The 23,786-nt window shown below is 47.5% G+C and carries 20 protein-coding genes; 8 read left to right on the top strand and 12 right to left on the bottom strand.

All coding sequences use genetic code 11. The features are described from left to right. Nucleotides 1-11: 11 nt before the first annotated feature. From IEX98_RS10070 to IEX98_RS10055, 4 genes are all read right to left on the bottom strand, one after another. Complete coding sequence (locus IEX98_RS10070; RefSeq protein ID WP_188888843.1) at nucleotides 12-2,321, bottom strand: AraC family transcriptional regulator; 2,310 nt, start codon at nucleotides 2,319-2,321, stop codon at nucleotides 12-14. A 144-nt stretch (nucleotides 2,322-2,465) separates the two neighbouring features. Then, on the bottom strand, nucleotides 2,466-4,037 hold the full coding sequence (locus IEX98_RS10065; protein WP_188888841.1) for an extracellular solute-binding protein: 1,572 nt from the start codon (nucleotides 4,035-4,037) through the stop codon (nucleotides 2,466-2,468). Nucleotides 4,038-4,163: 126 nt separating this feature from the next. Then, nucleotides 4,164-5,048, bottom strand: a complete 885-nt coding sequence (locus tag IEX98_RS10060; protein WP_188888839.1) for a carbohydrate ABC transporter permease — start codon at nucleotides 5,046-5,048, stop codon at nucleotides 4,164-4,166. Between the two features lie 31 nt (nucleotides 5,049-5,079). Then, the gene (locus IEX98_RS10055; protein WP_229692075.1) at nucleotides 5,080-5,991 is read right to left on the bottom strand and encodes an ABC transporter permease; all 912 of its coding nucleotides are present in this window, start codon (nucleotides 5,989-5,991) and stop codon (nucleotides 5,080-5,082) included. A gap of 354 nt (nucleotides 5,992-6,345) precedes the next feature. On the opposite strand from IEX98_RS10055, the gene IEX98_RS10050 reads away from it, so the two are divergent. Then, the gene (locus IEX98_RS10050) at nucleotides 6,346-6,765 is read left to right on the top strand and encodes a MarR family winged helix-turn-helix transcriptional regulator (protein WP_188888837.1); all 420 of its coding nucleotides are present in this window, start codon (nucleotides 6,346-6,348) and stop codon (nucleotides 6,763-6,765) included. 20 nt (nucleotides 6,766-6,785) lie between these two features. Beyond that, nucleotides 6,786-7,154 carry a VOC family protein gene (locus IEX98_RS10045; protein ID WP_188888835.1) on the top strand — a complete coding sequence of 123 codons (369 nt, stop codon included), beginning with the start codon at nucleotides 6,786-6,788 and terminating at the stop codon, nucleotides 7,152-7,154. A 430-nt stretch (nucleotides 7,155-7,584) separates the two neighbouring features. Here the strand turns inward: IEX98_RS10045 and IEX98_RS10040 are convergent, their stop codons facing one another. After that, on the bottom strand, nucleotides 7,585-9,585 hold the full coding sequence (locus IEX98_RS10040) for a prolyl oligopeptidase family serine peptidase (protein WP_188888833.1): 2,001 nt from the start codon (nucleotides 9,583-9,585) through the stop codon (nucleotides 7,585-7,587). Nucleotides 9,586-9,846: 261 nt separating this feature from the next. Here IEX98_RS10040 and IEX98_RS10035 point away from each other — a divergent pair, with 261 nt between their 5' ends. The 4 genes from IEX98_RS10035 to IEX98_RS10020 all read left to right on the top strand — a co-directional run bounded on the left by IEX98_RS10035 (nucleotide 9,847) and on the right by IEX98_RS10020 (nucleotide 12,980). Beyond that, nucleotides 9,847-10,755: an AraC family transcriptional regulator gene (locus IEX98_RS10035; RefSeq protein ID WP_188888831.1), complete on the top strand. Its 909-nt coding sequence runs from the start codon at nucleotides 9,847-9,849 to the stop codon at nucleotides 10,753-10,755. A gap of 159 nt (nucleotides 10,756-10,914) precedes the next feature. After that, nucleotides 10,915-11,424, top strand: a complete 510-nt coding sequence (locus IEX98_RS10030) for a DinB family protein (RefSeq protein ID WP_188888829.1) — start codon at nucleotides 10,915-10,917, stop codon at nucleotides 11,422-11,424. A 25-nt stretch (nucleotides 11,425-11,449) separates the two neighbouring features. Next, nucleotides 11,450-12,403: a helix-turn-helix transcriptional regulator gene (locus IEX98_RS10025; RefSeq protein ID WP_188888827.1), complete on the top strand. Its 954-nt coding sequence runs from the start codon at nucleotides 11,450-11,452 to the stop codon at nucleotides 12,401-12,403. 64 nt (nucleotides 12,404-12,467) lie between these two features. Continuing rightward, nucleotides 12,468-12,980 (top strand): GyrI-like domain-containing protein, encoded by a 513-nt coding sequence (locus tag IEX98_RS10020; RefSeq protein WP_188888825.1) that lies wholly within the window; start codon nucleotides 12,468-12,470, stop codon nucleotides 12,978-12,980. An 18-nt stretch (nucleotides 12,981-12,998) separates the two neighbouring features. Here the strand turns inward: IEX98_RS10020 and IEX98_RS10015 are convergent, their stop codons facing one another. The 7 genes from IEX98_RS10015 to IEX98_RS09985 all read right to left on the bottom strand — a co-directional run bounded on the left by IEX98_RS10015 (nucleotide 12,999) and on the right by IEX98_RS09985 (nucleotide 21,178). Further along, nucleotides 12,999-13,511, bottom strand: coding sequence for a GNAT family N-acetyltransferase (locus IEX98_RS10015; protein WP_188888823.1), 513 nt, complete (start codon nucleotides 13,509-13,511; stop codon nucleotides 12,999-13,001). Nucleotides 13,512-14,074: 563 nt separating this feature from the next. Continuing rightward, entirely contained in the window at nucleotides 14,075-14,935 is an 861-nt protein-coding gene (locus IEX98_RS10010) for a helix-turn-helix transcriptional regulator (RefSeq protein ID WP_188888821.1), read from the bottom strand. 159 nt (nucleotides 14,936-15,094) lie between these two features. Further along, nucleotides 15,095-16,048 carry an aldo/keto reductase gene (locus IEX98_RS10005; RefSeq protein WP_188888819.1) on the bottom strand — a complete coding sequence of 318 codons (954 nt, stop codon included), beginning with the start codon at nucleotides 16,046-16,048 and terminating at the stop codon, nucleotides 15,095-15,097. Between the two features lie 284 nt (nucleotides 16,049-16,332). Further along, a complete protein-coding gene (locus tag IEX98_RS10000; RefSeq protein ID WP_188888817.1) occupies nucleotides 16,333-17,946 on the bottom strand; it encodes a glycoside hydrolase family 13 protein in 1,614 nt (537 codons plus the stop codon). Between the two features lie 133 nt (nucleotides 17,947-18,079). Beyond that, nucleotides 18,080-18,916 carry a carbohydrate ABC transporter permease gene (locus IEX98_RS09995; protein WP_188888816.1) on the bottom strand — a complete coding sequence of 279 codons (837 nt, stop codon included), beginning with the start codon at nucleotides 18,914-18,916 and terminating at the stop codon, nucleotides 18,080-18,082. Further along, on the bottom strand, nucleotides 18,916-19,791 hold the full coding sequence (locus IEX98_RS09990; protein ID WP_188888815.1) for a carbohydrate ABC transporter permease: 876 nt from the start codon (nucleotides 19,789-19,791) through the stop codon (nucleotides 18,916-18,918). Before IEX98_RS09990 ends, IEX98_RS09995 begins: the two co-directional genes overlap by 1 nt. 127 nt (nucleotides 19,792-19,918) lie before the next feature. Continuing rightward, nucleotides 19,919-21,178, bottom strand: coding sequence for an ABC transporter substrate-binding protein (locus IEX98_RS09985; RefSeq protein WP_188888814.1), 1,260 nt, complete (start codon nucleotides 21,176-21,178; stop codon nucleotides 19,919-19,921). A gap of 305 nt (nucleotides 21,179-21,483) precedes the next feature. Here IEX98_RS09985 and IEX98_RS09980 point away from each other — a divergent pair, with 305 nt between their 5' ends. Then, nucleotides 21,484-22,455 (top strand): LacI family DNA-binding transcriptional regulator, encoded by a 972-nt coding sequence (locus tag IEX98_RS09980; RefSeq protein ID WP_188888813.1) that lies wholly within the window; start codon nucleotides 21,484-21,486, stop codon nucleotides 22,453-22,455. Nucleotides 22,456-22,703: 248 nt separating this feature from the next. Continuing rightward, a complete protein-coding gene (locus IEX98_RS09975) occupies nucleotides 22,704-23,705 on the top strand; it encodes an S-layer homology domain-containing protein (RefSeq protein ID WP_229692073.1) in 1,002 nt (333 codons plus the stop codon). The last annotated feature ends 81 nt before the right edge of the window (nucleotides 23,706-23,786 follow it).

Raw genomic sequence — 23,786 nt, 5'->3', positions numbered from 1 at the left:
TTTCACATTCCCTATTCCTTCTCCGCCAGCGCAAACTCCCGATACGCCGAAGGCGTCATCCCGACGACCTTTTTAAATGCGGAGTAAAAGTGGCTGCTGTTGACGTAGCCGCATATTTCCGCTACGTCGCTTACTTTATGCTCGTCGTTCTTCAGCAGTTCCTTCGCCTTGCCGATACGGACTTTGCGGATGTACTCGCCGGAATTGATGCCGGTCATCTCCTTGAATAGCTTGGAGAAGTAGTTGGGCGTATAGCCCGCGACTTCGGCGAGCATCTCAACACTCAGGTTGCTGTCGGAATAGTTGTTCTGGATGTATTGAATTGTTTCTTCAATTTTACGGTAAAATTTATTTTCCTTGAGATGCTGAATGTTCTCGAGGCTTTTCCGGTACTCATCGAACTGAGTCAGCAGCCAGTGCTTCGCTTGGCCCAGCGTCTCCATCTCCGTGAAGATGAGGTTCAGCTCACCGAACCGCATCCCCAGCTTCTTATTCTCGTCATTGAGCATCTGATTCATCTGCGTAATGCAGACGAGCAGCACGTGAAACAGCGCCTGCATCGCATCTGCATGGACGTATCCCCGCAGCAGAGCAGCCATATTTTCCAAGCCTTCCACGAACCGTTCCCGGTCGTTGCGCTTGATCGCGGCCGTCAGGCTTTGTTCAATCTCGGTAGGGAGGTCGAAGCTATGCGCGAGCATCTCCTCCACGTATTGCGGATAGATAATTCGGTTTAACCCCAGTACGAACCGTTGCTTCGTCATCTCCTGAGCTTGAAGGTAAGCGTTCGGGCAATCGCCCCAAGCGTCGATCGGGCTGCTGATGCCAATTGTAACGGTGATGTCCAACGTTACTGCAATTGAATCTTTGACGCTAGCCAGCTTGGCTAGCAAATGAGGGAAGCCGTCCTCGACGCTCTCTGATTCATTGATGAGCAGTACGATTTCACCCTTGGGCATTTGCAGCGCTTCGTATCGGAACTCATCGTTCAACAGCTCTGTCACGCTCTGGAGCAGAACGGATTCGAGCACCATTGCGCTTTGCCCATCCAACTGCGAATATCCGTCAATCTTAATGGAGCAGAGCAGCAGCCGGTCGAAATCAATGCGCAGCTTAAAGTCGTCTGTACTTTGGCTAGTCACGCCCTCGGATTCATCCGTTGTCAGCTTCCGCCGGAGGAAGTTGTTCTTCATGAGCTGCTGGCTGTCGCGATTTTTGTTCTCAAGCGATTGCATATGCTGCAGCGTTTCCGTGTAAACCTGACTAATTAAAGAAATGTCGCTCGAGGCAGTGCTGCCGACATTGAACTGTGAGCCTTTGAATAACTCCGTAAGTCGTTGTACGGGATTGTATAGCTTTTTCGAAATAAGGAAAATCAGCGCCAGGCATAACAACAAAATAGAAAGACATACGCCAAGCAGTTCATTCCGTTTGTCTTGAATCGGCTGTATCAGGCTTTGATAGGGCGTAGACCCGAGAACGTACCAGCCGGTCGTCCGGTTAATGACGAACGTAGTCAACGTGCGGTCATTTCCCTGTTTATTGATGACATCGCCCGACTCCGCAATTGAATTCCTCGCAGCTTGGAACGAAGGGGTATCCTTGATGTTTTGCCCAATCTCATCAATATTGCTGTGCGCGATCGTATTGCCGTCCACATCGACGAGCATCAGAAGATCGCCTGTCTTGGACAAGTAATCGCGGACGAGCAGGTCATCGTTCAAATTAATGATAACGGTCTGCTGCTCACCGTTTACGCTGCGGTTCGTATATTCCATGCTAATGATGTATTTTGCTTTTTTATCAGTAAGGAAGGACGGGGTCACTTCCGATTCTTTCAAACGGGTCAAATAAATGGTACGCGAGTCGTTCACGCTTTTCTGGAATGAAGCATCTCGTTTCAAGTAGCTGTCCACATCAAAGCCTGGCTCGCCTTCGACGATAAACTCGTCAAGGACGGAGTTGTAGACGAAGATGGACTGGATGTAGGGATTGATCTGACGGATGTTGGATATTTGAAGCCGGGCTTTGTTGGTTCCTAAAGCGTCATGGGATCGGGAAGACAAGAAGAGCTCGATGTCTATGTTGATCTCAAGATTCAAGTAGATCTGGTCCATCTCTTTAAACAGATTGTCGATATTTTCGCTCAACATTTCCAGACCCTTCACCTGCTCGCGGGAGATCTGGTTGTACAGCGTCGTGGAATATAAGTTGGAAAAGATTAATGTAATGGTCACGATGACGATCATGACCAGAATCGTGAAAGATAAGAGAGTACGAACGAATAAGGAATTATTCTTGAGTCTGAGCCATTGAAACATCGATTTGCCTCCCTCCCTAGCAATATAAGCGCTGTCAATTCACGTTTACTAGTATAGACAAAAACGATCGCGAATGGCTAGTAAAAAGCTGCCATTCGCGATCGCTGCAAGTTTTCGTGAACGCTTGGAGCGATTCAGTTCGGATTACTTCGCCAAGTAAGCGTCCAACTGTTTTTGGACCTCGGTCACGATTTTGTCTGTGCCCGCATCTTTCTCTTTCGTAATGAAGTTAAGGACATCTTTGTCGACGTCTTTAATGTTGATGCCTGTCATCAAGAGCAGGCCAAGCTCGCTCAATATTTGCTCACGCTTCGCGCTCTCCGTCTTGATGCTCGCTTGGTCCGGAACGAAGTAGTTAATCGTCGAGACGATGTTGTTCGGACGGTTGATGAATGCATCGTACTGCTTGTAGTAGTTAGCTGTGCGGGAGGAGTCTTCCTTCTGGAACTCTGTGCGCCAGAAACCCCATTGACCCGCCCAGTCGAGATAGTTCGTTGGCTGACCATTGCCTTGGCCGTCCATGTAGGATACTTTGCGTCCGTCAACTTTGTACGTTTTGTCAATAATACCATACATAACAGCATCATACAGTTTCTCGTTCGTTGTCAGCTGCTCGAGGAACATGATCGCTCTTTCTGGATTCGAAGCATTTTTGTTGATTGCGACTGCGTTACCGAGAGGCGATTCAAGAACCCATTTGCTGTCCGGATAGAACTCGGACCATACTTTGACCGCGCCTTTCTCTGCAATCTGCGGTTTGAACGTGTTCGGATTTTCGAGAATACCGCCGTCGATTTGGTTGATAGCCGCGCCCATCGTACCCGCGCCGAAATCGCCTTCGGTTCCTTTTGTAGCCAGCAGGTTTTTTGGAATGATGCCGTTTTCGTTCCATTTTTTCATGTACGTAACGTATTCTTTGAATGCTTCTGTTTGCTCCCAAGGAATTACGGTATGTTTTGGATCATCGATTTTAACAACAAGTCCGTGGAAGTTCAGATCCTCATAGCCATATTTCTCTTGGAAAACACGGCTGATATCGCCGAACCAGTTGTCTGGACGGAACGAAATCGGAAGAATCGCAGGATCTGCCTTTTTCATCGCATGAAGCATAGCGTCCAGGTCTTCTACGGTTTCAACTTTATCTTTCGCATAACCGCCTTTGGCTGCCAGATCACCACGGTACCATACGATCGGCTTGCTAGTTTTCTTAATTGTCCATGGAGCCGCATAGACGCGGTCATTGACTTTAATTGGATCAAGCAGGTTGTTGTCCGTGTATTGTTTGTACAACGTTGGCGCATATTCCGGAAGCAGGTCGGTGATGTCCAGGTAGCCGCCGCGGTTCATCGCATTCGGGAAGTCGAGCCAGTTGCCGTCAAAGTTCAGATCATAGTTGTCACCGGATGATTGGAGCAGCTTCATTTTGTTCTTGAAGTCATTCCAGTTGACATAGTTGATTTCGAATTTGGCGTTCAGCGTGTCTTTCGTCAATTCGGATACGTACTGCCATACTTCGTCTGTAGCTTGCGGCTTATCGCCTGGGAAGTAGAAGCGGAGTGTTACAGGCTTCAATTGTCCGTCTTTCGAAGCGCTTTCATTTTTGTTACTTGTTCCTTTGGTGCCGGATTCGTTGTTGCTGCTGCCGCAAGCGGCCAGTGATACAGCGATGACGATAGCAAGTAAGCCGGCTGCGATGCGTTTCGTGTTGATCTTCATGTGAAATCCCCCTGTTCATTCTTATTTATTATGTGCTTCACGGCTGCTGCCGATCAAGCCGAAAGTTGGGGATGGGCATCACATCAGAGCAAATGTCCGATAATGCCCATCCGGCGGGGCGTCCGATTAACCTTTGACCGCGCCCATCATAAGACCTTTGACAAAGTAACGCTGCAGGAACGGATAGAGGAAAATGATCGGCCCGATCGTAACGATGGTAGCCGCCATCTTAACGCTCTCACGAGGAACCATCTGATCGGTACCTGTCGACAGCACGCTGGAATTCGCGAGGTAATCGACATTGGATACGATCGTCCGCAGCATTAATTGCAGCGGTTGCAGCTCGGTTTTGTCGATCAGCATCAGTCCGAGCCACCAATCGTTCCAGTAGGCAAGACCAATGAATAGACCGACTGACGCGAATACAGGAACGGACAGCGGCACAATAATGGACAAAAGCGTACGCACTTCGCTGGCTCCGTCGATTTTAGCCGATTCATGCATTTCCTCAGGTATCGATGAAAAGTAGTTGCGCATAAGGAATATGTTGAAGCCATTCACCAAGGATGGAAGAATGAGCGCCCACAAGTTGTTATGGAGATGCAAATATTTGACGTTAATAATGTACCAAGGCACCATACCGCCGTTGAACAAGAGCGTCATCAGCACATAGCCGGAAATAAAACGGCGATATTTCAGCCGGCGCAGCGAGATCGGATAGGCGATCATGGCGCTGATAATTAAGCTGGCAACTGTGCCGATGATGGTGACGAGACTGGTAACCTTGTAGCCGGTCAGTACTACGTCCATACGCTGGAACAGGAACCGATAGGCGGTAAAGTCGAAATTTTTCGGAAAAATGTTGTAGCCGTGCATCAGAATGTCCGTTTCTCGTGTCATTGAGCTCGATAAAATGATGACGAACGGAATGATGCACAACAACGAAACAATCGTCATGAATGCATATAAAATGATTTCTCCCGTTGGAACAGTTGAACGACGGGTGTTCATAGTAGCACCTCCATAAGGGCAAGTTTCTCTTTTAGAATAGGGTGGAGTCGCTTTCGTACTTGCGGGCAACACGGTTGCTGACGTAGACAAGCACGAATGCCAGTACAGACTGATAGAAGCTGGCAGCGGCCGCCATGCCCATGTCTCCAGAGCCCTTCAAGCTGCGGAATACGAAGGTGTCGATAACGTCTACGGTTGAATACAGCTGTGCGCTGTCGCCAACGAGCGAGTAGAACATGCCGAAGTCCGAGTTCATAATGTGACCAATCGCAAGCAGCGTCAAGACAATGATGGTTGGCCGAAGCAATGGAATCGTGATATACCAAATCTGCTGCATCTTCGTAGCCCCGTCGATGCGGGCGGATTCATACAGCGTATGGTCGATGCCAGTCAGGGTCGCGAGATAAATGATGCTGTTGTAGCCGACACCCTTCCAGATGAAAATAATCAGAATGAGAAACGGCCATGCGTTCGGATTGGAATACCAGTCAACCTTGTCAAAGCCGAACTTGACAAGCAGCTCGCTCAGCATGCCGTGCTCGTAGCTTAAGAAGTTGTAAGCGAACACGCCGACGACAATCCAAGAGATGAAATAAGGCAGCAGCGTGAGTGATTGTGCGGTCCGTTTAAACCAAGTCGATCGAATTTCGTTGAACAAAATCGCGATACCGACGTTCACGACTGTACCGACGAAGATGAACATCAGGTTCAATAGAATCGTATTGCGTGTGACGCTTAACCAGTTATCCGAAGTGAAGAAAAACCGGAAGTTCTCATAAATGGGATGCATCCACGGACTGGCAAATATGCCGTTGCTCAAGTTAAAGTCCTTGAAAGCGATGATGATGCCAGCCATCGGAAAATAGTTGAATAATAAAAGAAGGAGCATGGCAGGAATGGCCATCAGATAAAGCACTTTGTGTTTGTTTAGTTCACGTAACAATGAATCCTCACTCTCCGTTCATAGGTGGCCTGATATGCCGGTTTGAATCCGTTTACAATTTAACGGTATCACGCATGGAAGAGGTTATATACTTCACGTTTCGATGATTTTATTGGATTTTCTAAGATTCCGAATGGTTCAATTGCTACGATTTTGTTGCTTTATTACTTTTAAAATGCCCGAAAACCGCGGTTTGTAAGCGTTTTTACGGAAAAGAGCAGATGTGCTTGCAAGTCGTATGAAAATCCGCGCATAGCTGTTAATGACCTTTGAGAAATTAGTTGCAATAACATCCTATTCGGCGTATATTGATATTAGTTGCAATAGCATCCTATTGGAAAAGGGGGAAACATCATGGAATCGGAATCGCATGGACATTACATTTCGGCGATTTATCGCCATATGCAGGTGTTCATTTCAGCTGAGCTGGCACCGTATCGGATCGGGAGCGGCCAGTATATTTTTCTTATGGCGATTGCGAATCAGCAGCCAATTACACAGAAGGAGTTAAGCGAGAAGCTGCTCATCGATAAGACGACGACCGCGAAGGCAACCGCGAAGCTGGAAGCGGAAGGCTATGTAAGAAGGGAAGCCGATCCGGCAGATAACCGCTATCAGCTGCTTTTTTTGACAGAGTCGGGTCATGAGGTCGTACCTAAGGTTCAAGAAGCGCTCAATCGCGTGAAGAGCAAATCGAAGGGCGGCATGAGCGAAGAGGAGTATGAGTTGTTGTTGGGACTGTTGAAAAATGTGCTTCGCAACATAACCGAATGATACTTGGGAGGGTGTAAGGGATGATTGCACAACCTTTTATCGCTGTTGAAAATTGTAAGGATGAAATCAAGTATTATCAAAGCGTCTTTGGCGGCGAGATCACGATTCTTCGCAAGCAAGGAGAAGAGGTGCTGAACGCGGATCTGCTTGTTGACGGAGCAAGCCTTAAGTTTGCAGATACGAAGGCAGCGAAGCCGGTACAGAAAGGCGACTATGTAAGAGTGTTTCTGAAAATCGATACGGAGGAGGCGTTCCGGAAGATTTATGATGATTTTGCATCGAGCGGGACGGTTCAGACGGAAGTGTACGAGGCTCCGTTCAACGGACTGCTCGGCATTGTGACCGACCGGAACGGCGTGTGCTGGGTATTGTCTTACTATCGCGCTTAGTGCGAGGAAAGGATACGGGGTTCCCGGCTAGGGGCATAGCTCTTGCGAAGGATGAAGGATAGTGAGCTGAGCTGCTGTTGCTGCTGTTGGGGCTGAAGGTACGCGTTCCGCGTGTTTATCACAGAAACAAAATACAAAAGTGCAGGTTGATGAGCTTCAAACGGTTCAAAGCGGGGTTCAAAATGTAAAAGTACATTTGAAACGGCTCTTATTCGCTCTATGGAGCTATTTTGGGACAATCAAAATGCACTTTTGCATGTTGAAGCGATAAATCACCGAATTAACGGCTTACAACCTGCACTTTTACATTTTGGCTGACTGCTTGGAGCAACCAATTGCCATTAGAGAGGGGTCAGCGGTATTGCTCCAGCAGCTTGTTATAAAAAAAGAGGGGCCGCGAATGCGGCCCCTTCTTCTTAATGCTTAACCCTTAACGGCTGCTGATCAAAAATAAGTCGCCAAAAGCCTCGGGGTCTTTGTAGCCAATTCCGCTGTTGTACTCCACCCATCCCATACGGCCTTGGCCGTCGTTGTTGTTAACCAACAGGGAGAACTTCAACTGCTGGCCCTCTAACGGTTCGGTGACGCCAATCTCCTCCCAAGGCAGCGCCAGCTCATAGGTGGTCGTTCCATCTTTGTGGCTGATGCCTGCCTTCAGGTCGTCAATCTCCCCAAGCTTAAAGGACGGCGGGCTCAGCCAGCGAAAAGTCATGGTGGAGCCGTTTTCATGCAGCGCAGCCCCAAACTCATGAGCGCCCTGGAAGCCCCCTGACTCGTTGGCGACTCGAAAAGAGAACTGCAAGCTGTCGCCCAAATAGATGTTAAAAGGTGTCTCACGCTGTACGTGGTGCTCGTCTTTAATCTGTAGAGCCAGATATACGTTATCCTTATCCCATGAAATCCAGCCTTGACCGCCAAAATTCTCCGGGCTGCTGTAGTCCTGTATACGCAGCTGAGACTGACGATTGAGCGGATACGCATGCGATAGATCCCATTCTTCGAGTGAACCGTCAATGGTGAGCGGCTGCTTCTGTTTTTCCGCGACATAGGTGTAGGTTAGAAGGGAGGTTTCCTGCAAGACGGCTCCTGCACGATCTTTAACGATGACCTCTTCCGGTTCATCCGAATAGAAGGGCAGTGTCGTGCTGATCTTTTGATTGGGCTGGATGGCATCTAGTGAATAAGAGTTCTTATGTTCTTCCTTAGACTCCAGGCTGCGCAGGCTCCATTTGCCCAACAGTGAGCGAGGAGACAGATTAACGATGTCTATACGCGTGTGTACCTGTCCGCTCACTTGATCGAAGAAAGGCGTTCGTGTGAAGCTCAGCGGTTCACGGACATGAACATATGCAGCTAACGGCGCAGAAGCAGCTTCCGTCCGCAGCAATATCGGATAGTGCCCTGCTTTTACATTTGCAGGAATCTGGATTTGTACTTCGTCAGCAGTTTCGGAATTCACGAGCTTCCATCCATCTGGCAGGGTCGTCTTTAGTTTGAGCTTTACATGAGGCTGCTGACCCTGCTTGACGAACGATATTTTGGCGGCATCACCTGCGAAAGCTTGAACCTCAATCTGTTGGGGCAGCAAATTAGTTGCAGTAATGGCGTTGTGCAGGAAGCTGACGGTTGATTGCACGACTTGATCCCAATACTTAGAATCTTGATAGTTGTGCCCGCCTCCCTCCAGTGTAATCATCTGCTGATAAATACCCGCCTTGCTTAACCGGTCGGAAAGGAGCAGGCTTTGGTTATAAGGGACCGTCGTATCGGCCGTGCCATGAATAAGAATCGTTGCGGGAAATCTTTCATGAATGCTGGTAATCGATGCAGGGCCATACAGATCAATGACCGCAAACAGCTGAGCAGCATCCTGTGGCGTTGTCCCATGCTGATTAGCGTAATCTACGGCTAGCAAGCCTCCTGCTGAATCACCGCCAATTGCTGTGGTGCGGGTGTCGAAACGATAGGTTGCCTGGTTTTGACTAAGCCAGTTAAAGGCATCGTCAACATCGGCGAGTGCATCCGCTATTGTTCCATCTGAATCAGACTGGAGATTGGCTCGAAGGCGATAGTTGATGGAGGCTACGACATATCCGCGGCTCGCCCATTCTGTAGCAATAGCCTTTGCATCCCGTTTGTCCCCGGAGTTGAAGCCTCCGCCATGAATAAACACAATGAGGGGACGAGCAGAGTTTCCTTTTTGTACAGGTTCGTACAGATCGAGTGCTAGTGCCTCTTCTTTGCCTTGATAATTTAATTTGTTAGCATAGACAAGTTCCTTGTGCAGTTTAACCTCGAACTTAGGCTCTAGCAGCCAGCTTGCTTCTTTCTTTGTAGGGCCTAAATTCTGAAAGTCTGCAAACCGCAATAGCAGTACAATGACAATTGCCAATGATGCGAACAATACGATGATTAGCTTTTTTCTCCCCAAGTCGATTCCTCCCTTTCCTGCATTATTTCAATTTTTACTAAAATATGTAAGGTACTGTGTTGCGAAAATGATGTTCAATATTACGCATATCGCGAGCGTTGCTGGAATTCCTCCAATTGGATATATTTATATAAATGCTAACAACTAGGCCGCTAAGAGATGCAGTCTATGCTTTCGCTCGTTACCTGTCTTTTGATTGCATGGATTGTCAGGCCTCTGTAACTGCGGAATGATAAGCTCCTTATGAAAGGAGGGAACGCTATGGATTGGCTTCAACGTATGAACCTTGCCATCGACTATATCGAAGACAACTTGGATCAGGATATTGATTACGAGCAGATTGCTAGAGTTGCTTTATGCTCGGTCTATCAATTTCAGCGTATGTTCTCATTTGTACTTGGAATGCCTTTATCGGAATATATAAGGCGCAGGCGGTTAACACTTGCGGCTTTCGACTTGCAGGACAGGAAGAATAGAGTGACGGATATCGCCTTGAAATATGGTTATGAAACGCCCGAATCATTCTCACGAGCTTTTCACAATCTGCATGGTCTGACTCCTACCTCTGCGCGACAGGCAGGCAGCCAGTTAAGAGCTTATCCTCGGCTCTCCTTTCAAATTACGTTAAAGGGAGTTGTCGAGATGATTTATCGAATTGAGGAACGGGAAGCTTTTCAAGTGTTTGGACTAGAAGATGTATACGGAATGGACACTATTGCGAACCACGAGGGAATATCGATCCCGGAGGTTTGGCAAAACATAAGTAACAATGGCGAGTTTGACCGATTGGAACAGTCGATCATCGGAGATTGGAGAGCGGAAGGCCATTTCGGTCAGGAGCTTGGGGCGGTATTTGCATTTGATTCCTACAAAGTGACAAGCAATACTACATTTCCTTATCTGATCGGGTGTTACAAATCAGCGCAAAGCAAGGTCGAAGGCTATACCGTGGTGGATGTTCCAGCCTCTTCTTGGGCTGTGTTCTCCACATTGAATGACGGGAATGGCAGCGGCAAGTATGATTTGAGCGCATTGCGAAACCGGATCTTTTCCGAATGGCTGCAAACCTCCAAATACAACATCATTGACGGCGGTAATTTTGAAATGTATTGCACCAATCAGGACGGCTATGAGTATTGCGAATTATGGTATCGGATCGAGGAAAAATAATAAAATAAGGCTGCGCATCGAAAGCAAGCTCGAGGGCTGTGACAGGTTAAGTGAAAGTGACTTGTTGCAGCCCTCTTTGGGCATTCGTGAAAAGCCTGCATTGCTAGGGGAACGCGCGTTTGGTAAAATGGACGAAAATCCATTATTAGGGGTGATCGAATGGATATTGCAATGGAGCTGATTGACAGTATGCTGGTCAAATTCAAGTCCGAAGGGAAATGGACGCTTCAAGCGATTGCACAGCTGTCAGAAGAGGACATTACTTGGTCTCCAAATGCAGAAAGTAATAGCATTGCTAATTTAGTTGCTCATATTCATGGCTGTGTCCACTCGCGAATCGAAACCATCTTTTTCGACATTCCCGATACAAGAGACAGGGATCAAGAATTTGAACGTGGACTTCAAATGTCTAAAGAGGAAGCTTATGACCGGATCAAGAAAGCCTTCGATACCATCATTCAATATCTCGAGCACCTTCGCTCCAAGCCGGAATTAGTGATGTCTCAGCCCTTTCTCAATCGCCCGCCCCTTACATATAGCCAAGTCAATAATGAAACAACAGTTCTGAACCTGATGATCGCGATGGTTAGAGAGGTTCACTATCACACTGGACAAATCATATATGCAGCAAAAGTCAGGAAGGGACAACTTGAATGGCAATACGACTAAAGCAGTCCAATAGAGGATGTATACGATGAAACTGGAAAGACTCTTATCGATCATTATTTTGCTGCTTAACCGTCGTATGGTGCAAGCCAAGGAGCTTGCAGAACGGTTCGAAGTGTCCGTACGGACGATATATCGGGATATCGAAGCCATTAATAGGGCTGGAATTCCCATCGTTACCTATCAGGGAACCAATGGGGGAATCGGGCTGGCGGAAGGGTATCGTCTGGACCGCAATGTATTGACCAACGACGAACTAGCCGCCATCGTCACAGCCTTGCAGAGCATCTCCACTTCATACGGCAATGAACAGAATCTGCAGCTGATGGAGAAAATTAATAGTGTTGTACCTTCTTCCTCTTCCGAGGATTTCCGGGATAAGACTAATCGTGTGCTGGTTGACCACTCGCCTTGGGACGGGAATGAAAGATTGCGGCCCAAGCTGCTTTTATTAAAGGAGGCAGTAGACCGATGTCTGGTGGTCAACTTCACTTATTCCAACGCTAACGGGGAAGTGTCGTATCGGGCGGTGGAGCCGCATCGGCTTATTTTGAAAGGGAGACAGTGGTATCTGCAAGCTTATTGTCTGGAGAAGAAGGAGTTCCGATTATTCAAGCTGAAGAGAATGAAGGAATTGGCGATTGAGAGGGAGCAGCCCTTTTCACGCCGAGAGCTTCCCGCTCAGGAAAGCTTAGCAGGGAAGACAGTGAACGACCCCTCTATGGCCATAGAGTTCGTCTTGCGATTTCAGGCCGATTCTCATCATTTGGCTGAGGAATATTTCGGTATCGAAGAGATTGTTCCGATGGCTGATGGTAGCTGGCAGGTCAGGAAGGCTTACCCGGAGGATGAATGGTTGTACAGCTTCATCCTTGGTTTTGGTCATCATGTGGAGGTGCTTGAGCCCCTTCATTTGCGGGAGACGATTGCCAGCCGTGCACAACAAATTGCGAATATATATAGAAATGATAAAGCAACCTGACAGTCAGCTGTCAGGTTGCTTGTTTTATACTAGGCTCATCAAACGATAGGGAGAATGATAAGCGATGACACAACATAATCCATATATTGAACCTGCACGGATTGAGGAGATTCCTTCCTTCACGTTAGCGGGAATTAGCGCCGTCACGACCAATGCAGTTGAATTAAGCGGCAACGGCAAAATAGGCAAGCTGTTTGAACAATTCTACTCGCGCAATATTGGCGGGCAATTGGCTGACCATACCGAGAAGCCCGGCCTCTATAGCTGTTATTTCAATTATGAACAGGGCGATGCTGGACAATATGAAGTTATGGTGAGCTTACAGGTGGAAAAAGATTTGCAAGCAAAATATCCCGAATCCGTTACGACGTTCACCGTTCCAACTGCCACCTATGCCGTATTCGTCACAGAGCGGGGACCTGTCATCGAGAAGGTTCAGCAAGCATGGGCCGGCATCTGGCAATGGTCGCGGCAACCCGGTAATGAGCGGACATTCACAGGCGACTTTGAGTTTTATGGACCGGATATTGATATGAATGATGGGCAAATGGAAATCTACATTGCCGTAAAGCAGTAGTCTAACGAACCGAACCGGTTATACCAATGTTCGAGGTGCATAAGTCCAATACCAATATTCCGCATCTTTCTGATCCAAATGGAAGCCTAATTTCGTCAACACACCAGCACTTCCGATATTGTCGGGCTTACACCTGGCGACGATGCCTTGAACTTCCTCTTGTTTCAATGCCCAATTGATCAGGGCGTGTGCGGCTTCGAAACAGTAGCCTTTGCGGCGGCGGCTTTCATTTGTAGCAAAGCCTATCTCGATGATGCCGTTCTCATCGGGATCGCCTTGAAAACCAGCACCGCCAACGATTTCTTGCGTATCCTTATCAACAATAATCCAGGAATCGAAACCTCTCGTTCCGTTATTCCGAATGAGAAGCTCGCGAAAGAAGGGGATAGCTTCGTGAAAATCCGTTACGGGCCATTCGCCGTTCGTCTTAAATCCCAGAGCTTCTATTGCCTGCGTATCCCGCTTGGCTGCGGCCTCCAGAAGCGGAAGCTCAATGGTTTGTACAACTAGCCGATTGGTTACAATTTTCATAGGTTCATTCACCGTTCCTTATTATAATTTTTTTGAGTTTCAACAGCGATGCAATTTTTTTAGACCCGTGTTCCTCACTCCTTTTCTTTAAAAATAAACACTAAAGGCGGCAAATGAACATGAGTTCATTTGCCGCCTTTAGTTAGAATATGACCCTGAATACGCCTTGAAACAAAATAAACCGTGCTGAGTTCAGCACGGATCGAGGCGCAACAGGGAAATACTACCCCAGGCTTTAAAAGATCTCCGCTGTTCTTAACGAATCATCTGGCGGAGAAACAAACTTAAATACACATAGTCAATTCGACTATGCACCGCTTCTCACAACCAGTTATGCGATTACTTCGTTAAGAACAACAAATCTCTCCTTAGGCTTAGTTGAACTTATTATATGCAGAGGCTTTAAAGGTGTCAACAACGCTGCTGCCTCATCATTACGTTCGGTTTTTGAGCCGGATGATGAGCGCTGCCAAGCGCATAAGGCAAGCTGTGGTGGTCGGTAGAAAGTAGGAGGAAGATGAACGCACTCGAAGAGGATATTTACATCTTTCACATTAGGTTTATTACACAAGTGCAGGCTTGCTATTCTTTTGCTCTGCTTCTAGCAGAAGTCTCAGCTTATTGCGAGTATCCGTACCGTTCGCCGGAGTGTTGATATACATTTTCATATTGTTGTCTTCGGCTACCAGAAAGCTGGTCAACTCAAAGCTCAGTTGTCCAAGCACAGGATGTTGGAGCAATCTGAATGTGTCACGGTCTTTATTAATTTGATGCATAGGCCACCACTGATCGAATTCCTTACTGGATGCTCTAAGCTCCTGCACAAATTCCGTGAACCAAGAGTCTTCAATATATGGACTGCATGCTGCTCTGAACTTGCCTATCATCGCCTGTGCGCTGCTTTCCCAGTCAGGGAAGAGGCGAGCAAAACCGGGGTCTGTGAACATAATTCGCATCATGTTGCGGTCGCTGCATTCTAGCTGCTTGAAATCATAGAACACAAGCTCAGCCGCACGATTCCAAGCTATAATATACCAGCGATTGTCCACGATAAGGGACGGCGATTCTGCCATGTTGTCCAGCACATGCTGATGCATCGGGTTAACCTCGGTAAAGTTAGGAGAATAAGAAGGAGGGACGTGCTGGGCAAGGGAATACATATGCACAATTTCCTCGCGATTTAGTAGAAACACTCGAGATAGGCTCTCTAGTATTTGTGTAGATACTTGAATCGGACGTCCTTGCTCAAGCCAGGTGTACCAGGTTACACCTATTCCCGCCAGAGAAGCAACCTCTTCTCGCCGTAGACCCGGTGTGCGGCGGCGTGGTCCTGCAGGCAAACCTGCCAGCTTAGGGGATATTTTGGCGCGGCGTGTTTTGAGAAAATCCCCAAGCTCTTTATATCGCTGCTTAACGTTATTCATAAAGGCCACCAGCCCTTCAGTACGTAATCATTTATGTGAAAATCCTGCATCTTATCGAAGGATGCTAGTATTATAAACGAATGTTTGTTTAAAAGCAAAAGAAGCAAGTCTCTTCACAGTAACAATGTGATGAGACTTGCTTCTTTTTATAAGTTTTACTTAGTAGCGGGCACCGAAGACAACGCCTTGCGGAGCGATAGCATCAATTTGAGCAAGGTCTTCTTTTGTCAGTTCAATGTCTAATGCGCCGAGATTTTCCTCAAGGTAAGTAATGCGTTTTGTTCCTGGAATTGGCACAATATTCTCGTATTGAGCGAGCAGCCAAGCTAAGGCTAGTTGAGATGGTTTACAATCTTTCTCTGCTGCAAGCTCTTTTATTTTGACCACGAGATCCAGATTTTTTTGGAAGTTGTCTCCCTGGAACCTCGGAGATGTACGACGATAATCATCCGGTGCAAGATCCTCGTAACGCTGAATTTGTCCGGTTAGAAATCCGCGGCCAAGTGGACTATAAGGTACGAAACCTATGCCTAGCTCACGGCATGTCGGCAAGATCGAATCCTCGACATCACGATCCCACAATGAGTATTCAGTCTGTAGTGCTGTTATTGGATAAACCGCATGTCCACGGCGAATAATGTCTGCGGATGCTTCCGATAGCCCGATGTAACGGATTTTCCCTTCCTTAACGAGCTCTGCCATGGCTCCTACTGTTTCTTCTATTGGAGTATCTGGATCAACCCGATGCTGATAATAGAGATCAATATGGTCGACACCGAGACGTTTTAGACTGGCTTCACATGCGGCTTTCACATATTTAGGACGACCGCTTACGCTTAAAGAACCGTCTTCCCCGACAACAGCGCCGAACTTCGTCGCTAAGACGACACCGTCTCTTCGGCCCTTCAGAGCCCGTCCGAGCAGTTCTTCGTTTTCACCTAAACCATAGACATCCGCAGTATCAAGCAGAGTGACTCCAAGCTCCAAGGCCCGGTGAAGAGTACGGATCGATTCCGCCTCATCCCGCCCGGCGTAGAAGTCAGACATGCCCATACATCCGAGTCCGAGGGCAGATACCTCCAGTTTGCTATTTCCAAGCGTTCTTGTTTTCAAGTCAGTCTCCACCTTTCTTATTAGGGAATATCAATAACAGGTTTTCGAGAAAACATGATCCCTAACACATCATACTGAGTACTGCTCGATATAGACAGAAGCCTGTTTATACTGGTATTAATACTACTACCATATATCAGATATGTTTTAACATAAATTGCCCTGAACTTAATGTCTTATACCTATTAGTGAAAGAGGGACACTATCTTTTGCCGGAATCACGTGAATATAAACAACCCGCAAGGCAGACACCCCATACAGTGTTCGCCTTGCGGGTTTTATTTTTACACGCGATAGACAACAGCCTCATAAGGCTGTAACTCCATCACGTTCTCTTGATTGGTTCTTTCAGCATAATTGCTGATGACGATCTCGCCCAGCTTAGCAACGCCGCAGTCGGCTACATTAATAGCAGCTGGCTGCTCCGAAATGTTCAGCAGCACGAGCCAAGACTCGTCGCCTAACGTTCTCGTATAGGCATAAATCTGATCATGCTCATCCAGATAAGTGGTGAAGCTGCCGTATACCATCACTTCATTGCGCTTGCGCAGCTCGATGAGTTTCTTATAATAGTAGAACACGGAATTCGGATCGCTTAATGCTTGCTCTACGTTGATATCTTTGTAATTCGGATTGACGGCGATCCATGGCTTGCCTTCGGTGAAGCCGCCTTGCGGCGAGTTGTTCCACTGCATCGGCGTACGCGAGTTATCGCGCGACAAGTGCTGCAACTCCTTCAGCACTTCCTCCGGATCACGGCCTTTGCCGACTTCTTCCGCGTACTTGTTCTTCATCGAGATATCGTTATATTCATCGATGGAGGAGAAGCGGATACCCGTCATGCCGATTTCCTCGCCTTGATACACATAAGGCATGCCCGGCAAGGTATGAATGAGGGTAGCGAAGCAGGTAGCAGATTGCTCCCGGTATTCGGCATCATTGCCGAAGCGCGTCACGACCCGTGTATGGTCGTGGTTGTTCAGGAACTGCGAGTTCCAGCCCTTGCCCCACAAGCCTTCATACCAGCGTGCTTGAATTTGCTTGAAACGCTGCATATCCCAATGGGCCATATAGTCGCATACTTCAAAATGGAACATCGTATTCAATTCGCCCCGTCCCTCGCCGACGTATAGCACGCCGTCTTCCGGACTTACGAACGGAATTTCACCGACGGTGAACGCATCGTAATGCTTGAGCACTTTATCATGCATTTCCTGCAAATATTCGTGAATGCCCGGGTTATTGCCCAGATAGGAGATGTCGGCAGGGTTCTCGGCATCCGGGAAGCCCGGAAGCTTGGCAAGCAGATTGATGACGTCCATCCGGAAGCCGTCGATGCCTTTGTCGAGCCAAAACCGCATCATGGCATAGATTTCTTCACGAACCTTCTCGTTCTCCCAGTTCAGATCGGGCTGCTCTTTGGAGAAGGAGTGGAAGTAATATTCACCGGTCGTGTCGTCATAAGTCCAGGTAGACGGAGCGAAGTAGGAACGCCAGTTGTTCGGCTCCTTGCGCCAGATGTAATAATCGCGCTTCGGATGGTCAATGGCGGAACGTGATTCCTTAAACCAGGCATGCTGATCCGAAGTATGGTTCACGACCAGATCCATAATCAGCTTCATTCCGCGATCATGTACAGCAGACAGCAGCTTTTCGAATGTAGCCATCGTTCCCGCCTTTGGCATAATGGAACGGTAGTCCGAAATGTCGTAGCCATTGTCCACATCTGGCGATTCATAGCACGGGTTGAGCCACAGGACGTCGACACCTAAGCTTTGAATGTAATCCAGCTTCTGATAAACACCTTCCAGGTCGCCATATCCGTCGCCGTTGCTGTCATAATAGCTGCGCCAATATGCTTGATAGACTACAGCTTCTTTCCACCAGGTTTTGTTCATGTTGTATCTTCCCTTTCTCACTCCAACCGCATAGCTCCGTCTTACTGCGGAACATCTTTTTTTATGCAGGTCGTATTTCGTCGTTAATCGTTGTAATTCAATTTCAATGTTAAGTGCGGTTCATTATTGCTGCTTATTTCACTGCGCCTTCAGCTACACCTTTGATGATGTGTTTTTGCGCTATGAAATAGAAGATGACAACTGGAATGATAGACAGCGTTAGACCTGCCATCGCCAGGTTCCATACAATCGTAAACTCTCCAAAGAAGTAGAACGTGGAGAGCGGAATCGTCCGCAAGCCTTTATCCGAGAGCGTCAGGGATGGAAGCAGGTAGTCATTCCACATCATAATAACGTCCAGAATGGCGACGGTAATGGTGATCGTCTTCAGCATCGGGAATACGATCCGCCAGAATACGCCGAACTTGCTGCAGCCGTCCAAAGTAGCTGCTTCTTCAAGCGCAATCGGTACGGACTTGATAAAGCCGTGATACAAGAATACGGCCATGCTGGCGTGGAAGCCTACGTTCATGAAGATCAGGCCGCCATGCGTATTCAGCATCGGGATATGCAGCGTTGTGCCAATCCAGCCCATGACCTGCATCAACGGCATCATCAGCGTCTGGAACGGAATAAGCATGGTCGATACGAGCACCATGAAAATAATCTGGCTCAGTCTATTATTAGAGCGAACGAGCATCCATGCGGTCATGGACGCCAGCACGACAATGAACAGCAGAGAGACGAGTGTGACGAACAAGGAGTTGCCGAAGGCCGTCATGAAATTCATCTTCTGCATCGCTTGCGCATAATACTCGAAGCTGAAGGAAGATGGCAGTGCTAGTGCATTCTCATACAGCTCGGAGCGGGTCTTGAACGAGTTGACGATCATAATGTAGATCGGCGACAAGAAGAGGAGCGCTATAACGACAAGCAAAGCTTCCAGAATCCATTTGCCTGTTTTCTTCATTACATCTGCACCTCTCTTTTCTTCGTGATGTACACCTGAACGAGTGTAACTGCGGCTACGAGCACGAAGAAGAGAATCGCTTTCGCTTGACCGATACCATAACGGCTATAACCGAAGATTTCGTTAAAAATGTTCATCGCGAACATTTCAGTAGAGTTGATCGGACCGCCGCCAGTGAGCGACAGGTTGACATCGAATATTTTGAATGCGCCGGATAGCGTCAAGAATAGGCAAATAGTAAAGGATGGCATCAGCAACGGGAAAATAATCTTGGTCAGCTTATGCCAAGCATTGGCGCCGTCAACCTTTGCTGCTTCCATCAAGTCGTCGGGAATACCTTGAATTCCCGCAATGTAAATAATCATGGTATAGCCCGCCATCTGCCATGCGAATACGATCGCGATCGCATACAGCGCATAGTCGGGATTAAGCAGCCAGTTGAAGAAAATGCTGCCCATGCCGGTATTTTCGCCGACATAATTGAACACATCGGTAAAGATGAACTTCCAGATATAACCGAGGATGAGACCGCCGATGAGATTCGGCATGAAAAACAGCGTTCTTGCAATGTTGCTCGTACGCAGCTTAGACGTCACGAGCAGAGATAGGGCGAGGCCCATAATATTAACAATGACCAGCGCTAAAAAGGTAAATTTAATCGTCAGCCAAGCCGACTTCATGAACCGGTCGTCCTGGAAGACATGGACATAGTTGTCGAAGCCCACAAATACCTTCGGGTTGGCCGGAATGCCATCCCAACTGATGAAGGAATAATAGATGCCTATGGCAAAAGGCACGAGGACGACGATAGAAAAGATGAGGAGCAGAGGTGCAGTAAATAGAGCGTACCAGGCTCTATTCTTGATCGCTTTCATATGCGTTCACTCATTTCGGAGTAATTTCGATCGATTCGTACGGTAGTTCAAAGAGAGAAAACTAACCTGACAAGCAGGTTAGTTTTCCAATTATTAGCTTCTGCTTCGCACACTGAGCATACTGTGTTTATTGCTTAGGTGCTTTTGCCCACACTTCATCCAGCTTCTTCAGGAGTTGATCTCCCGTCATCGTTGGAGTCAGGAAAAACTCTTGGGCAACCGGAGCCAGATCGTTCTGGATGATGCCTTGCGGGAAGTAAGTCAGCGCCCAAGGAATCGTGTTGCCGCTCACTGTAGCTTCAGATACCGCTTGGGAAAGCGGGTCCAGGTTGCTTGTTTCGATATTTGTCATCGCTGGAATGAACTTAAATTCGTTTACAATGATGTTTTTGCCAGTCTCGCTATTGTACAGCCATTCGAAGAATGCGTTAGCCGCTTTGATCTGATCAGCGGATGCTTTGTTGTTGATGACCCAGATCGCAGGGATGTCTACAGCCAGCTTAGTGTTGCCTGCAAGCGGCATCGCCATCATACCGGCATCGATGTCTTTGTAATCTTGCAGCATGCCGTAGCTCCAGTTGCCTTGGTGAACGATTGCCGTTTTGCCGGTTGCGAAGTCGCCCATTTGCTTATCGTATGTGACTTCAAGCGGGTTCTTAGCCAGCTCGCGAATGGCTTCCATGTATTGGCCGAATTCTTGGAATTCTTTCGTATCAGCCATTTTCACTTCGCCTTTGTTCAACTTCTCGATGAATCCAAGCGGATCTTGTTGAAGCGCGAAAGGCGTGTTCAGAATGTGTCCGATTAAGAAGTACGCTTCTTGGGACAGGCTGAAGCCGTTAATGCCTTTGGCTTTGCTTTCTTCCAGGAAAGCTTTGAAGGATGCAAGGTCCGTAATTTTGGAAGGATCGACAAGAGCCTTGTTGTAGACGAAGCCGAAGCCTTCTACGCCTGTCGGTACGCCGATGATTTTGCCGTCAATTTTCACTTCCATGTTGGGAGCGATATTTTTAACGTAAGATTCATTGCTCATATCGTAGTAGTAAGATTGGAGCTTCGTCGTCTCAGCGCCTGTCTGAACACCGAAGATAGTAGGACCTTCACCTGCGTTCAGCTTCGCTTGCAGTTGAGTCAGGTAGTTGTCTCCAGCGGAGCCCCATACGTCAATTTCATTGCCTGTTTCTTCTTTATATTTCTTGGCCATCGATTCCAGCTGGTCTGCGATTTCAACTTTGGATTGGAAAAGCGAGATTTTCGGCAGCTTCTCGGATCCGTTATCACCGCCCGAACCACCTTTATCTGCATTGTTCCCGCCGCAAGCACTGAGGATGGTAAGCAGCATTACAGAGGTAATCGTGATGGAAATAAAGCGCTTTATTTTTGTCATTTGCAAAAGCCTCCCCTTTTATGGATGTACCCTTGATTATAAACAGCCAGGTAAAGAAGTCAATAAAAAACTCGTAAAAAATATATATTTTACTTAAATGAAAACGGTTATTTTAAGTAAAACGTATCATAAAATATTAAGTAAAACGAAAATCGTTTTACTAACTGCAGAGGAAGGCGATTTGGACAGTTCCTACAGTTGCAGTCGTTCTAGCGATTAATTTGTCTGTGAAATGTGTAGGTAAAATGCTTGTAAAGTGCTATAATAGATTTTACTTACGCAAAAACGATGAGGAGGTTTACGGGATGAGCAGTTTGAAAGAGATTGCCCAACTGACGGGCGTATCTATTTCGACCGTATCCAACGTATTGAATGGACGAAAAAATGTATCGCAAGAAACGAGAGACCGGATATTGCGATGCTGCGAGGAGCAAGGGTACGTGCATGATGCCTCGCCCAAAAAAACCAAATCGGAAAGAGATAAACGTATCGTTTTTATTTTTAGCGATTTTGATCGCGAGTTTTATTTGAAAATCATTGAAGGGGTCAGTACCTGTCTGAATGAAAACGGGTATGATCTCATCATTTGTACGAATAAATCAAGTGATAATTTTCTGAAGAGCAGCTTTGCACGCGGCACCATTAGCTTGGATGGAAGTCTGTCGGATGAGTACTTCAAGGCGGTGGCCAAGCCGGAATTTCCTGTTGTGCTGATGGACAGAGTGCTGGAGAATGACAATAAAAATACGAAAAGCGTCGTCGTCGACAATTATCCGGTGATGCGGCAGCTGGTGCAGTCTTTAGTAGATCGCGGCTTTCAGCGCTTCGGCTTTTTGGGTGGACTTGGTACTTCGCTGGATAACAAGGAAAGATTCTCGGCCTTCGCCGATACGCTCCAAGAGAATGGAATTGCGTTCGACCAGTCGTATTACTACCACGGCAATTACCGGGAGAAAAGCGGTTATCAAGCGGCTAAGCTCATGATTCTGAGCAATGACTATCCCGAAGTGCTGGTGTGTGCCAATGATAATATGGCGGTCGGAGCGATGAAGGCGTTCGAAGAGCATCAGATCTCTGTGCCGGGGAACATCTCCATTACCGGCTTCGATGATTCCGACGCGGCAGCGCTGGCCGGATTGACGACAATCAAAATTCCGCGATACGAAAGCGGGTTTCTGGCTGCCAAAGAGCTGCTAGAATTGATTAAAGGCAATATGAATCGAGAGACCGTTAAGATCGGCGCGTCTATTATTTGGCGGCAATCTGTTCGTACCTAAAGCTTTGAGTTTGTTAATAATCTAGCGTTTATTCCAACCAGCCTGAGCTAACCGCTCAGGCTGGTTTTTCTTTATAGATACCCGTCTGAACGATTCGCAAAACAGTTTAAGAACATGGGAATCTACTAGCTAGTAATAACGGTTCATATGTTATATATTTCTTTTGATAAAATCTATGAAATTGCTAATTTTTAGCATATAATTGACGAAGAAAGTCGAATTTTTAATGAAGCGGGGGAGACATGAAGGTGAAACTGAAAGGTTGGATTGCAGCACTGGCAATTGTCACAGCTGTTAGCTTGACCGGTGCGATGACTGCACTAGCGGCAAAGACTTCAGCCGATTTTGCCGATTTGAAGGATTTGGACGCTGCAACGAAGGCGAAGTTCGATGCGTTAATCTCAGCGGGCGTGTTCAATGGTGTCGATGAAGCGAATTTCGGATTGAAAGAAGAAATGAACCGGGCGCAGTTTGCCAAGGTAGCTGCATTAATTTATGGACTGAATACGGATAACGCTCCAAAGACATCATCGTTTAAGGACGTTCCTAGCGATTCTTACGCTCTGCCTTATATTGAAGCGGTTAAGGCTGCGGGAATTACTGACGGGGTAGGTGCCGATAAATTTGATCCAACTGGGAAAGTAACGAAGGAGCAGCTTGCGGCCTTCCTTGTTAGAGGACTTGGTCAACCTGTCGACAATCAAAAGAAAATCGAGGACACAACCGTCTCAGATTGGGCCAAAGGATATGTTGATGCAGCTTTGGCGTTGAAGCTTCTGAGCAACAATGCGGATGGTTCGTTCGGCGGTAAAGGGAATGCTACGCGTGACCTGCTCGTGTTGTCTTCATACGAAGCAGCTAAGCAAGGGGGCAAAATCGATTTGCCGTCGCCATCTCCATCGCCGACTGTGACGCCGTTACCTACGGCGACTCCAGCACCAGCATGGACGCCGTCGCCAACAGCAACACCAGAACCAACAGCAACACCAGAACCAACAGCAACACCAGAACCAACAGCGACGCCAGAACCGACGGAGACACCTGAACCAACAGCGACACCAGAAGAAACGGAGCCGCCAGCAGAGACTCCGCCGCCGGCAGAGACACCACCAGTGGAATCCCCGGTAGTGACGCCAGTACAGACTCCGCCGCCATTCCCTACAAACCCTCCGTTCCCATTCCCGACGCCATACGTGCCACCGATGCCAACATTTATGCCGCCAATGCCAACTTTTTTACCTGTGCCTTAAGTCCATGATTGGAAACAAATCATGTTTTTATGTGGACAACAAGCAAGCTGTTCTGTTTATGCAGAGCAGCTTTTTTGTTTT

It is taken from the genome of Paenibacillus radicis (ex Gao et al. 2016) (genome assembly GCF_014641555.1).
Lineage (GTDB): Bacteria > Bacillota > Bacilli > Paenibacillales > Paenibacillaceae > Pristimantibacillus > Pristimantibacillus radicis.
Note: the sequence above shows the minus strand (reverse complement) of the source record. Positions and strands in the feature narration are given on the sequence as shown.